The organism is Streptomyces azureus (genome assembly GCF_001270025.1).
Lineage (GTDB): Bacteria > Actinomycetota > Actinomycetes > Streptomycetales > Streptomycetaceae > Streptomyces > Streptomyces azureus.
This window is the reverse complement of sequence record NZ_DF968241.1, coordinates 27,379-40,207: the sequence shown is the minus strand read 5'-3', so window position 1 is coordinate 40,207 and position 12,829 is coordinate 27,379. Positions and strand designations below refer to the sequence as shown.

The following is a 12,829-nucleotide window of genomic DNA, read 5'->3' as shown; positions in this document are numbered from 1 at the left end:
ATTGTCCAGCACCCGGGCGGTCACTCCGCCTGGAGCACCAGCAGCGCCAGATCGTCCGCCGGGGGCCGCGCCCCGAACTCGTGCACAAGCCGCCTGATCCGCTCGGCTATCAGCTCGGCGTCCAGACCCGCGCACCCGGCCAGCGCCGCCGCGAGCCCGTCCCCGTCGTCGAACTGGCGGGACCCGGAGCGGCGCTCGGTCACACCGTCGGTGACGCACAGCAGCGTGTCGCCGGACCGCAGCTCGAAGGTCTCACTGGTGTAGGTGGCGTCCTCGACGACGCCCAGGAGGGTCTGGGGCTGTGCGGCCGTGTGGACCTCGCCGCCCGTCCCGAGCAGCAGGGGCAGCGGGTGCCCGGCGGAGGCGACGGTGCAGCGGACGCCACCGTCGAAGGGGACCAGTTCGCCGTACAGCAGAGACAGGAAGCGCGTCTGAGGGCCGTCACCGGGCTGGGTCGGACGGGCGCCCGCGGCCACCAGCGCGCGGGCCGCCGCGTCCGCGGCCTCCGTGGCGTCGTCGAGCAGGAGCTGGTTGAGGCGGTCGAGCACGTCGGCGACCCGGTAGCCCTCCCGGGCCAGCAACCGCAGCCAGGGCCGGGCCAGGCCGATCACGACGGCGGCCTCGGGGCCCTTGCCCTGGACGTCGCCGACGGCGAAGCACCAGCGGCCGTCACCGGCCGGGAACAGGTCGTAGAAGTCGCCGCTGGGCCCTCCCTTGTCGCACGGCTCGTAGACGAGGGCGCTGCGTACCCCGGGGATCTCGGCCACGGCGCCGGGCAGCAGTCCGCGCTGGAGCACGGCGCTGATGGTGGCCTGGCGGGCGTACTGGCGGGCCGCGCCGATGGCGAGCGCGACCCGGCGGCTGAGGTCCTCGACGAGGCCGGTGATCTCGTCGGGGAAACCGGCGGCACCGGACCGTCCGATGACGAGGGTGCCCAGCGGGCGTCCGCCGGCGACGAGCCGGTACGCGAGGGCCGAGCCCGGCCCGCCGGGCTCGTCACCGAGCGCCTCGCCGGGCCAGGGGTAGTCGACCGGCCCGGACCCTGACGGGTCGGACGGGTGCGGCGCGTCCTTCTCCAGGGCCCGGCGCAGCTCCTCGATGCGGTTCTCGCTGCCGTGCCAGACCCGGGCCAGCCGGGGCCCGCCCGCTCCGGCCCCGCCGCCCCAGCCGCCGCCGGTGGCCTCGTCCTCCAGCCACACCGCGCACCAGTCGGCCAGCCGGGGCACGATCAACTGCCCGGCGAGGGCGGCGACCAGGTCCTCGTCCAGCTGTCCGGCGAGGAGGTCGGAGGCCTCGGCGAGGAAGGAGAGGGCACCGCGGCCCAGCCAGGCGCCGTCGCGTCCGTCACGGCCGTCGCAGTCCTCGTAGCGGTCCCGCCAGTCGCGCAGGTCGTGCCAGTCGCGCAGGTCGCGGGAGCCACCGGGGTCATGCCGGTCCCGGGTTTCGCGCCAGTCCCGTGCATCAGGCGGGTCCCGCAGGGGATGCCCGCCCTGTCGCTCGTTCGCGCCACGTGCGGCACGCCGCCGGCCCCGGCCACCCTCCCGGTCGCCTTCTCCGTGGGGCGGCTCCGGTGCCAGGATCTCCGCCATCCGCAACCCGCGCGCCAGCGCGTGCTCCCCGGCGTACGCCTCGATCTGCTCGGCCGCCGCGCAACCCCCGGCGGGCAACCGCGCCCAGACGGTCTTCCTACCCGTGCGGTACGTGATGCCCCAGGCCTCGCAGAGCGCGCCGACGAGCCGCAGGCCGCGCCCGTACTCCGGGGTGTCGTGCGGCGTTTCCGGCTCGCCGCCGCGCGGGGCGCGTGAGGGGTGGTGGTCGGAGACCTCGACGACGAGCGCGGCGGTGTCCTTGCCGTCGGCTTCCAGCCGGCACTCCAGCTCGACGTCGGTGCCGGCGTGCACGACGGCGTTGGTGACGAGTTCGCTGACGACGAGCAGGGCGTCGTCGGCGAGCCGGTCGGTGAGGTGCTCGGCCCCGGGCAGTCCGAGCCCGGTCCACTCGGCGAGCGCCGTACGCACCAGGGCGCGGGCGGAGCCCGGCGCGAGGGAGCTGCCGGACAGGGTCGCGTACGCCCGCGCGCGCTCCTTCTCACGCGCCTCTGAGGCGATCACGGACGCCTCGGATGCGGCCACGGGCTCCCCGGATGCGGGCACGGGAGTCTCGGGTACGAGCACGGGCTCCTCGGATGCGAGCACGTGCGCATCAGCACTCGGCACGGGCTCCTCGGATGCGAGCACGTGCGCATCAGCACTCGGCACGGGCGCCTCGGATGCGAGCCCCGGCGCCTCGGAAGACAGTGCGCTCTCCTCGGAGACGGCCCCGTCGTGCACGGGCACCGGCATCTCCGAAGCGTGGGCAGGCGCCTCTGAGGCACGGGAAGCGGTCTCCCGTTGCGTCGGAATGGCCCCCATGGACAGCTCCCCGGGCAGTTCGTACGAATACGCCACAGTCGATGCCGACAGGGTGACAGACTGACCACGCCCATAAGCGCCGAGTTACCGAAGTGGGCCGCCATGAGTGAGAACAGTGCTACTCCTGTGGTCGAAGACGGGCACGAAGACGGTCAGATTCGTGCATCCGATCTCCGTCCCCTGCTCGCAGCCATGACAGCCGCACGCGACGGCGACTTCACCAAGGTGCCGGAATCCGGCCACGGGACGGTGGCCGAACTCACCGCGGTGTTCAACCAGATCATGGACCGCAGCGTCCACTTCACCACCGAGGTGCGCCGGGTGAGACGGGAGCTGGTGCGGCACGGCCGGCTCGACGAGCGGCTCTCGGCCAGTCCGGGTCAGGGCCTGTGGACGTCCCGCGTCAACGACGTGAACCAGTTGCTCGACGCCCTGGTCGCCCCGGCGGCGAACGCCACGCGTGTGCTGGACGCGGTGGCCGGCGGCGATCTGACCCAGCGGGTCGATCTGCACGACGGCACGCGGGAGTTACGCGGCGACCTGCGGCGCCTCGGCCGGGCCGTGAACAAGATGGTGGACCAGCTCTCCCTGTTCACCGGCGAGGTGACGCGGGTCGCGCGCGAGGTGGGCACCGAGGGGCGGCTCGGCGGCCGGGCCAAGGTGCAGGGGCTTTCGGGCAGTTGGCGGGACGTGACCGAGGCCGTCAACACGATGGCGGCCCGGCTGACGGCCCAGGTGCGGGACATCGCGGCGGTCACGACGGCGGTGGCACGCGGCGACCTGACCCGCACGGTCACGGTGGAGGCGACCGGCGAGCTGCTGGAGCTGAAGCTGACCGTGAACACGATGGTCGACCAGCTCTCCGCCTTCGCCGACGAGGTGACCAGGGTCGCCCGGGAGGTCGGCACCGAGGGCCAGCTGGGCGGCCGGGCCCAGGTCCGGGGCGTCTCCGGGGTCTGGAAGGACCTCACCGACAACGTCAACTTCATGGCGTCGAACCTGACCTCGCAGGTCCGCAATATCGCCCAGGTGACGACGGCCGTGGCCAACGGCGACCTGTCCCAGAAGATCACGGTCGACGCCCGCGGCGAGATCCTGGAGCTCAAGTCGACCATCAACACGATGGTCGACCAGCTCTCCGCCTTCGCCGACGAGGTCACGCGGGTCGCCCGCGAGGTCGGCACCGAGGGCAACCTCGGCGGCCGGGCCCAGGTCCGGGGCGTCTCCGGCGTCTGGAAGGACCTCACCGACAACGTCAACTTCATGGCCGACAACCTCACCTCCCAGGTGCGGAACATCGCGCTCGTTTCCACCGCCGTCGCCCAGGGCGATCTCGGCAAGAAGATCACGGTGGAGGCCAAGGGCGAGATCCTGGAGCTCAAGTCCACGATCAACACGATGGTCGACCAGCTCTCCGCCTTCGCCGACGAGGTCACGCGGGTCGCCCGCGAAGTCGGCACCGAGGGCAACCTCGGCGGGCAGGCCCAGGTCCGGGGCGTCTCCGGCGTCTGGAAGGACCTCACCGACAACGTCAACTTCATGGCGCTGAACCTGACCTCGCAGGTCCGCAACATCGCCCAGGTCACGACGGCCGTGGCCAACGGCGACCTGTCGAAGAAGATCACGGTCGACGCCCGCGGCGAGATCCTCGAACTGAAGGACACCGTCAACACGATGGTGGAGCAGCTGCGCGCCTTCGCCGACGAGGTCACGCGCGTCGCCCGGGAGGTCGGTACCGACGGCCGGCTGGGCGGCCGGGCTCAGGTGCTGGGTGTCTCCGGCGTCTGGCGGGATCTGACGGACAACGTCAACTCCATGGCCGACAACCTCACCTCCCAGGTGCGCAACATCGCCCAGGTCGCGACGGCCGTGGCGCAGGGCGACCTGTCCCGGAAGATCGACGTGGACGCCCGCGGCGAGATCCTGGAGCTGAAGACCACGATCAACACGATGGTCGACACGCTGTCCTCCTTCTCCTCGGAGGTCACGCGCGTGGCCCGCGAGGTCGGCTCCGAGGGCCAACTCGGCGGGCAGGCCCGGGTCGAGGGCGTCTACGGCACCTGGAAGCGCCTGACGACGAACGTCAACGAGCTGGCCTCGAACCTCACCACCCAGGTCCGCGCGATCGCCGAGGTCGCCTCCGCCGTGGCCCAGGGCGACATGTCCCGCTCGATCACGGTCGAGACCCGCGGCGAGGTCACCGAGCTGAAGGACAACATCAACCTGATGGTGGCCAACCTGCGCGAGACGACCCGCGCGAAGGACTGGCTGGAGTCCAACCTGGCCCGGCTCGCCGCCCTGATGCAGGGCCACCGCGACCTGATGGAGGTCGCCGACCTGATACTCCGCGAGCTGACCCCGCTGGTGAACGCCCAGTACGGCGCGTTCTACCTGGCCGACCCGGACGAGGACGGCGCGGCCCTGCGCACCACCGTTCCGACGAAGGGCCTGGCTTTCATCGCCGGCTACGGCGCCGCCCAGGACGCGACCGTCGAGACCGGCGCCCTCCCGGTGCACGGCCTGGTCGCGCAGGCGGCCCGGGAGAAGAAGCGGATCCTGGTCGAGGGCGCCCCGCCCGACTACATCAAGATCAACAGCGGCCTCGGCGAGGCGGCTCCCACGACGATCGTCATCATCCCGATCCTCTTCGAGGACAAGCTCCTCGGCGTCATCGAACTCGCCTCCTTCTCCCGCTTCTCCGACGTGCACCTGGCCTTCTTCGACCAGTTCGTCAACACCATCGGCGTCGCCATCAACACGATCATCGCCAACTCCCGCACGGAGTCCCTGCTCGGCGAGTCCCAGCGCCTCGCCATGCAGCTCCAGGAACGTTCGGACGAACTGCAGAAACAGCAGGGCGAACTTCAGCGCTCCAACGCCGAGCTGGAGGAGAAGGCCGCCCTGCTGGCCACGTCCTCGCAGTACAAGTCGGAGTTCCTGGCGAACATGTCGCACGAACTGCGCACACCGCTCAACTCCCTGCTGATCCTGGCACGGCTGCTCTCCGACAACCCGGACGGTCATCTCTCGGACCAGGAGGTGCAGTTCGCGACGACGATCCACCGCTCGGGCTCGGACCTGCTCCAGCTGATCAACGACATCCTGGACCTGTCGAAGATCGAGGCCGGCAGGATGGACGTACGCCCCAAGCGGCTCCCCCTCATCAAGCTGCTCGACTACGTCCACGCCACGTTCCGCCCCCTCACCATCGACAGGGGGCTCGCCTTCGAGCTTGCGGTCGGTGAGGACGTACCGCGCGAGATGTACTCGGACGAACAGCGGCTCCAGCAGATCCTGCGCAACCTCCTCTCCAACGCGATCAAGTTCACCGCCACGGGCAAGGTCGAGCTGCGGGTCGACCGGGTGAAGGACACCGAACACCGCTACGTACGGGACGCCGACGACGTCATCGCCTTCGCCGTGTCCGACACCGGCATCGGGATCGCGCCGGAGAAACTCCCCGTGATCTTCGAAGCGTTCCAGCAGGCCGACGGCACCACCAACCGCAAGTACGGCGGCACGGGGCTCGGCCTGTCCATCAGCCGGGAGATCGCGGGCCTGCTCGGCGGCCGGATCGTCGCCGAGAGCGAACCCGGCAAGGGCTCCACGTTCACCCTGTACGTGCCTGTCCTGAGCCCCGGTCACACGGCTCAGGGTCCGGCCGTCGACGACCGCCCCGAACTGCCCCTGCCCCTCCAGCCGGCCGCCGCCGGACCGTTCCCGGCCGCGAACGACACGGACGACGCCTGGCCCCTGCCGACCAGGCTGGAGGCATGGACGTCCGGCAGGCCGGGCCGGATCCTGGCCGGGCGGCGGGTGCTGATCGTCGACGACGACATCCGCAACGTCTTCGCCCTCACCCATGTCCTGGGCCGCGTCGGCATGACCGTGCTGTACGCGGAGAACGGCCGGGAGGGCATCGAGACACTGGAGCGCAGCCCGGACGTCGAACTGGTCCTGATGGACATCATGATGCCGGAGATGGACGGCTACGAGACCATCGCCGCCATCCGCCGCACCCCGCGCTGGGCGGACCTGCCCATCGTCGCCCTGACCGCGAAGGCGATGCCCGGCGACCGCGAGACGTCCATCGCCCGCGGCGCCAACGACTACGTGCCCAAGCCGGTGGACATCGACCGACTGCTGACGGTCGTCTGCGAACTGCTGAACCCCGAGGACGGGGAAGAGGTCTGCGAACTGCTGAACCCCGAGGACGGCGAAGAGGAAGCATGAGCAGCGCGGCCGGCCACCCCGAACGCGCCGGAATCCTCCTGGCCGACGACATGGAGGACAACCTGACCGCCCTGGAGGCGGTCCTCGCCTCACTCAACGAGCCGCTGGTGCGCGCCCGTTCCGGCGAGGAGGCGCCGAAGGCCCCGCTGCGACAGCCCATCGCCCTGGTCCTGCTCGACATCCGCATGCCCGGCATGGACGGCTTCGAGACGGTCGCCCACATCAAGCGCCTGGACCAGACCCGCGACGTCCCGATCATCTTCCTGACGGGCGCGGACGACGACTCGGGCTACGCCTTCCGCGGCTACGCGACCGGCGCCGCCGACTACGTGGCCAAGCCCTTCGACCCCTGGGTCCTCAGGGCGCAGGTCAGCGTCTTCCTGGACCTCTACCGCTAAGGCAGAGAGGTGGAACGCCTGCGCACAGAGGTCCAGGAGCTCAAACGCCGGGTTGATGAAGGTACCCAAGGGGCGCGGGGCTGTGTCGATCTGCGGCTCCGCCGCGTGGGCGCGAGCAACCACGCACAACCCGTAGCCGCCGGCGAATCCCCGCGCCGCCCCTCACGCCTCGCGAGACCCCTCGTACATCTCCTCGATCAGATGCTTGTACTCCCGCTCCACAACCGGCCGCTTCAGCTTCAGGCTCGGCGTGATCTCACCGTGTTCCACATCGAGATCCCGCGGCAGCAGCCGGAACTTCTTGATCGTCTGCCACCGCTGAAGCCCCTCGTTGAGCTGCTTCACATACCCGTCGACCATCTCCACCGTGACCGGCGAGGAAACGATCTCCGCGTACGGCTTCCCCCCGAGCCCGTTCTCCTTGGCCCACTCCGTGATCGCGACCTCGTCGAGCGCGATGAGCGCCGTGCAGAAGTTCCGGTCGGCGCCGTGCACGAGGATGTTGGACACGTACGGGCACACCGCCTTGAACTGCCCCTCGACCTCCGCCGGCGCGATGTACTTGCCGCCCGACGTCTTGATGAGGTCCTTCTTACGGTCGGTGATCCGCAGGTACCCGTCGGGCGACAGCTCCCCGATGTCCCCGGTGTGGAACCAGCCGTCCGCCTCCAGCACCTCGGCGGTCTTCTCGGGCAGCTTGTGGTAGCCCTCCATGATCCCCGGGCCGCGCAGCAGGATCTCCCCGTCGTCGGCGATCCGCACCTCCGTGCCGGGCAGCGGCTTGCCGACCGTACCGGTGCGGTAGGCCTCGCCCGGGTTCACGAACGACGCGGCCGAGGACTCGGTCAGGCCATAGCCCTCCAGGATGTGGATGCCGGCGCCGGAGAAGAAGTACCCGATCTCGGGGGCCAGTGCCGCCGAACCCGAGACGCAGGCCCGCAGGTTCCCGCCGAAGGCCTCCCGGATCTTGGCGTACACCAGCGCGTCGGCGACCTTGTGCTTCGCGCCCAGCCCGAACGGCACGGACGCGGTTCCCGTACGCCGGAAGTTGTCCTGGGCGACCTTGGCGTACTCGCGGGCGACCTCGGCGGCCCACTGGAAGATCTTGTACTTGGCGCCGCCGCCCGCGCGGGCCTTCGCGGCGACGCCGTTGTAGACCTTCTCGAAGATGCGCGGCACGGCCGCCATGTACGTCGGCTGCACCACCGGCAGGTTCTCGATGATCTTGTCGACGCGGCCGTCCACGGCGGTGACGTGCCCGACCTCGATCTGGCCGGAGGTGAGCACCTTGCCGAAGACGTGCGCGAGGGGCAGCCACAGGTACTGCACGTCCTCGCTGCTGACCAGCCCGGTCGCGGCGATCGCCTTCGCCATGTAGGACCAGTTGTCGTGCGGCAGGCGCACGCCCTTGGGGCGGCCGGTGGTGCCGGAGGTGTAGATGAGGGTGGCCAGCTGGTCCTTGGTGATGGCGCCGACCCGCTCCCTGATCAGCTCGGGGTCCTTCTCCAGGCGGGCCGCGCCGCGCCTCTCCAGCTCGTCGAGGGTGAGGATCCAGTCGGCGGTCTCGACCCCGGCCGGGTCGATGACCACGACGTGCGTGAGATCGGTGAGCTCGGCGCGCTTCTCCTGCGCCTTGGCCAGCTGTTCCACGTTCTCCGCGATGAGCACCCGGCTCTCGGAGTCCGACAGGATGTACGCCGACTCCTCGGCGTTGGTCTGCGGATAGACCGTGGTCGTGGCGGCGCCGGCGCACATGATGCCCAGGTCGGCGAGGATCCACTCGATGCGGGTGCTGGAAGCGAGGGCGACGCGCTGCTCGGACTGCACGCCGAGCTCGATGAGCCCGGCCGCGATGGCGTAGACCCGCTCGGCAGTCTGCGCCCAGCTCAGCGACTTCCATTCGTCCGGCCCCTGCCCGGAGGGCGCGGGCACCGGATAGCGGTAGGCCTCGGCGTCCGGCGTGGCCGCCACGCGCTCCAGGAAGAGGCCCGCCACGGACGGCGGACGGTTCTCGATCAGTGTCTGTGTGTCGCTCACGACATCCTCCGGGGCCCGCGACAGCGCGGCTGGCTCAGGTGCGGCTGGTTTTCACTCACGAGCTGCTGTTCGCGAGCGTTGTTTAACTCGCGAGTAACTATCGAGCAGGGATCAGAGTAAAGGTCGACCGGCCGCTTCGTAAGGGTCCGCGGCCTGTCACTTCATACAGAGAGCTACCCCGCATACGCACAGGGGCCCGCCGCACTTTCGCGCGACGGGTCCCTGTTCTACCCGGTTTGCGGCGTAACCCGCGGTAACACGTGATTACTTCTTGCCCTTGCCCGACCCCGCGCTGTCATCGCTCGACAGGACGGCGATGAACGCCTCCTGCGGAACTTCCACGGAACCCACCATCTTCATCCGCTTCTTGCCCTCCTTCTGCTTCTCCAGCAGCTTCCGCTTACGGGAGATGTCACCGCCGTAGCACTTGGCGAGGACGTCCTTGCGGATGGCGCGGATGGTCTCGCGGGCGATGACCCGGGAGCCGATGGCGGCCTGGACCGGCACCTCGAAGGCCTGCCGCGGGATGAGCTCCTTGAGCTTCGCCACGAGCCGCACGCCATAGGCGTAGGCCTGGTCCTTGTGGGTGATCGCCGAGAAGGCGTCGACCTTGTCGCCGTGCAGCAGGATGTCGACCTTGACCAGGCTGGAGGTCTGCTCGCCGGTGGGCTCGTAGTCGAGCGAGGCGTAGCCGCGGGTCTTGGACTTCAGCTGGTCGAAGAAGTCGAAGACGATCTCCGCGAGCGGGAGGGTGTAGCGGATCTCGACCCGCTCCTCGGAGAGGTAGTCCATGCCGAGCAGGACACCCCGCCGGGTCTGGCACAGCTCCATGATCGAGCCGGTGAACTCGCTGGGCGCCAGGATGGTGGCCCGCACGACCGGCTCGTAGACCTCCGAGATCTTGCCCTCGGGGAACTCGCTCGGGTTGGTGACCGTGTGCTCGCTGCCGTCCTCCATGAGGACGCGGTAGACCACGTTCGGGGCGGTCGCGATCAGGTCGAGCCCGAACTCGCGCTCCAGCCGCTCCCGGATCACGTCCAGGTGCAGCAGGCCGAGGAAACCGACGCGGAAGCCGAAGCCGAGGGCGGCGGAGGTCTCCGGCTCGTAGACCAGCGCGGCGTCGTTGAGCTGGAGCTTGTCGAGGGCCTCGCGCAGCTCCGGGTAGTCCGAGCCGTCCAGGGGGTAGAGGCCGGAGAACACCATCGGCTTGGGGTCCTTGTACCCGCCGAGCGCCTCCTGGGCCCCCTTGTGCTGGCTGGTGACGGTGTCACCGACCTTGGACTGGCGCACGTCCTTCACACCGGTGATGAGGTAGCCCACCTCGCCGACCCCGAGACCGTCGGACGACAGCATCTCCGGCGAGTTGGTGCCGATCTCCAGCAGCTCGTGCGTGGCGCCGGTGGACATCATCTTGATGCGCTCACGCTTGTTGAGCTGCCCGTCGATGACACGGACGTACGTCACCACGCCCCGGTAGGAGTCGTAGACGGAGTCGAAGATCATGGCACGCGCGGGGGCGTCCTTCACGCCGACCGGGGCCGGGACCTGTTCGACGACCTTGTCCAGCAGCGCCTCGACGCCGAGCCCCGTCTTGGCGGAGACCTTGAGCACGTCGTCGGGCTCGCACCCGATGAGGTGGGCGAGCTCCTCGGCGAACTTCTCGGGCTGCGCGGCCGGCAGGTCGATCTTGTTCAGCACGGGGATGATCGTGAGGTCGTTCTCCATCGCCAGGTAGAGGTTGGCGAGGGTCTGCGCCTCGATGCCCTGGGCGGCGTCGACCAGGAGGATGGTGCCCTCACAGGCGGCGAGCGATCGCGAGACCTCGTAGGTGAAGTCGACGTGCCCCGGGGTGTCGATCATGTTCAGGATGTGCGTGTTGCTCTTGTCGTGGGACGGGGCCCACGGGAGTCGCACCGCCTGGGACTTGATCGTGATGCCGCGCTCACGCTCGATGTCCATGCGGTCGAGGTACTGAGCACGCATCTGCCGCTGCTCGACCACTCCGGTCAGCTGGAGCATCCGGTCGGCGAGCGTGGACTTGCCGTGGTCGATGTGCGCGATGATGCAGAAGTTGCGGATCAGAGCCGGGTCGGTTCGGCTCGGCTCGGGCACGTGGCTGGGGATCGCGGGCACGCAGGGTCCTGATTCTTGAGGCGTCCGCAGTGTCTGCGGTCTCGGGTCGGATCGATACGTAGCCTCCATGGTCCCACGGGTGGGGACCATGGACGGGTTTGGGCCATGAATGAGCCCGCTGGTACCGTGGGGGGCTGTGCCTCATGCCCTCTCGCAGGAGGCACTCCTCAAGAAATCACCCGGTACAGGACCGTGCGGCACCCGTGCGGCCCCGTGCCAGAACCTGAGAAGGCTCATTCGTGGCGAACATCAAGTCCCAGATCAAGCGGATCAAGACCAACGAGAAGGCGCGGCTGCGCAACAAGGCCGTCAAGTCCTCCCTCAAGACCGCGATCCGCAAGGCCCGTGAGGCTGCTGCCGCGGGTGACGCCGAGAAGGCCGCCGAGTACCAGCGCGCTGCCGCGCGTCAGCTCGACAAGGCCGTCTCGAAGGGCGTCATCCACAAGAACCAGGCTGCCAACAAGAAGTCGGCGCTGGCTCAGAAGGTCGCCGCGCTCAAGGGCTGACGTCTGATGTGACGCCGGAGGGAATCGAGCGGGCCCTCTCTCATCCGCTCCCGTCCGGCACCCCTCGGGTCCGCGCGCGGCCTGCGTTCGCCACGCGGGCGCGGATCCAACAGCTTGAAGCGAAGGCCGGGTGTCCTCCTGTTCCCCATGGGAGGGCACCCGGCCTTCGGCCTGTTCAGGACCAGAATTCGTTGTTCTTGTCGATGTCCTCGACACACTCGTCGAGGTCAGTGACCTTGTCTCCGACGATCCGGAAGATGATGCATCCGGTGTCGTCCAGGCGCTTGCCGTTGCGCTCGGCCGTGAAACGGGTCATGCCGACCGCGTGACCGCGGCCGTCGACACAGGTGCCGATCAGTTCGGCACGCGCAGTCCCGTTGGTCTCCGAGCCGAGCCGTTCGTACATCTCGATGATCGCGTTCACCCCTTTGAAGTCACCCGACAGCGGGTGCTCTCCGGGTACGTGGTGTGTCGCGTCCGCTGCTATCAGCCCGCGCAAGGTGTCCATGTCACCGCGCGAGAAGGCCTCGAATCCCTTGCGGACCAGCGCTGCGTGCGGGTGTTCAGCCATGTCCTCCGCCGCCTCTCCGTCTCTTGGCGAGCTACGGCTGACACTCCCGATTCTCCCTCCGGACGGCTCTGGCGGCACAGTGGAGACATGGACGCAGACGACAGGAACGTGCTGGCCGGAGCCCGTGTGGCGACCAGGCTTCCCGCCCAGGACCTGGACCGGGCACGGCGCTTCTACTCCGAGAAACTCGGTCTGGAGCCAGTCGACGAACGGCCCGGCGGGCTGCTGTACCGGTGCGGCGGCGCGGAGTTCGTGCTGTTCCGGTCGACGGGAGCCTCGCCCGGCACCTTCACCCAGATGGCGTTGGAGGTTGGCGACATCGAGGCCGCCGTGGCGGAGCTCAAGCGGCGCGGCGTGGTCTTCGAGGAGGTCGACGCGCCCGGCTTCCGCACGGAGGACGGGATCGCCGAGATCGAGGGGAACTACCCGAGCAAGGGCGCACGGGGTGAACGCGGTGCCTGGTTCCATGACAGCGAGGGGAACCTGCTGGGGATCGGGGAGCCGGTCGTCTGAGCGGAGGCTCGGTGACCCAGGTGATCG

General features: G+C 69.4%; 7 protein-coding genes and 1 pseudogene. 4 read left to right on the top strand and 4 right to left on the bottom strand.

All coding sequences use genetic code 11. The features are described from left to right. Nucleotides 1–20: 20 nt before the first annotated feature. Nucleotides 21–2,342 (bottom strand): SpoIIE family protein phosphatase, encoded by a 2,322-nt coding sequence (locus AOQ53_RS11840; RefSeq protein WP_236711665.1) that lies wholly within the window; start codon nucleotides 2,340–2,342, stop codon nucleotides 21–23. A gap of 171 nt (nucleotides 2,343–2,513) precedes the next feature. On the opposite strand from AOQ53_RS11840, the gene AOQ53_RS11835 reads away from it, so the two are divergent. Both AOQ53_RS11835 and AOQ53_RS11830 read left to right on the top strand, forming a co-directional pair. Next, nucleotides 2,514–6,644, top strand: coding sequence for a HAMP domain-containing protein (locus AOQ53_RS11835; RefSeq protein WP_174523273.1), 4,131 nt, complete (start codon nucleotides 2,514–2,516; stop codon nucleotides 6,642–6,644). Further along, nucleotides 6,641–7,039 (top strand): annotated as a pseudogene (locus AOQ53_RS11830) (response regulator); the annotation flags it as partial. The gene AOQ53_RS11835 and the pseudogene AOQ53_RS11830, both read left to right, overlap by 4 nt. 165 nt (nucleotides 7,040–7,204) lie before the next feature. Here AOQ53_RS11830 and AOQ53_RS11825 read toward each other — a convergent pair. Both AOQ53_RS11825 and lepA read right to left on the bottom strand, forming a co-directional pair. Then, on the bottom strand, nucleotides 7,205–9,079 hold the full coding sequence (locus AOQ53_RS11825; RefSeq protein WP_059416970.1) for an AMP-dependent synthetase/ligase: 1,875 nt from the start codon (nucleotides 9,077–9,079) through the stop codon (nucleotides 7,205–7,207). A gap of 264 nt (nucleotides 9,080–9,343) precedes the next feature. Next, the gene (gene lepA, locus AOQ53_RS11820; protein ID WP_059416969.1) at nucleotides 9,344–11,212 is read right to left on the bottom strand and encodes a translation elongation factor 4; all 1,869 of its coding nucleotides are present in this window, start codon (nucleotides 11,210–11,212) and stop codon (nucleotides 9,344–9,346) included. A gap of 239 nt (nucleotides 11,213–11,451) precedes the next feature. On the opposite strand from lepA, the gene rpsT reads away from it, so the two are divergent. Continuing rightward, nucleotides 11,452–11,718: a 30S ribosomal protein S20 gene (rpsT, locus tag AOQ53_RS11815; RefSeq protein ID WP_059416968.1), complete on the top strand. Its 267-nt coding sequence runs from the start codon at nucleotides 11,452–11,454 to the stop codon at nucleotides 11,716–11,718. 175 nt (nucleotides 11,719–11,893) lie between these two features. On the opposite strand, the gene AOQ53_RS11810 is transcribed toward rpsT, so the two are convergent. Next, nucleotides 11,894–12,289 carry a nuclear transport factor 2 family protein gene (locus tag AOQ53_RS11810; protein WP_059416967.1) on the bottom strand — a complete coding sequence of 132 codons (396 nt, stop codon included), beginning with the start codon at nucleotides 12,287–12,289 and terminating at the stop codon, nucleotides 11,894–11,896. An 87-nt stretch (nucleotides 12,290–12,376) separates the two neighbouring features. Between AOQ53_RS11810 and AOQ53_RS11805 the strand changes: the two genes are divergently transcribed. Next, complete coding sequence (locus AOQ53_RS11805; RefSeq protein WP_059416966.1) at nucleotides 12,377–12,802, top strand: VOC family protein; 426 nt, start codon at nucleotides 12,377–12,379, stop codon at nucleotides 12,800–12,802. The last annotated feature ends 27 nt before the right edge of the window (nucleotides 12,803–12,829 follow it).

What these genes read in the sequence shown, in the direction of transcription:
- AOQ53_RS11840 (WP_236711665.1), bottom strand. Translation starts at nt 2,342, where the DNA reads ATGCCGGTGCCCGTGCACGACGGGGCCGTCTCCGAGGAGAGCGCACTG.
- AOQ53_RS11805 (WP_059416966.1), top strand. Translation starts at nt 12,377, where the DNA reads ATGGACGCAGACGACAGGAACGTGCTGGCCGGAGCCCGTGTGGCGACC.
- AOQ53_RS11835 (WP_174523273.1), top strand. Translation starts at nt 2,514, where the DNA reads ATGAGTGAGAACAGTGCTACTCCTGTGGTCGAAGACGGGCACGAAGAC.
- AOQ53_RS11810 (WP_059416967.1), bottom strand. Translation starts at nt 12,289, where the DNA reads ATGGCTGAACACCCGCACGCAGCGCTGGTCCGCAAGGGATTCGAGGCC.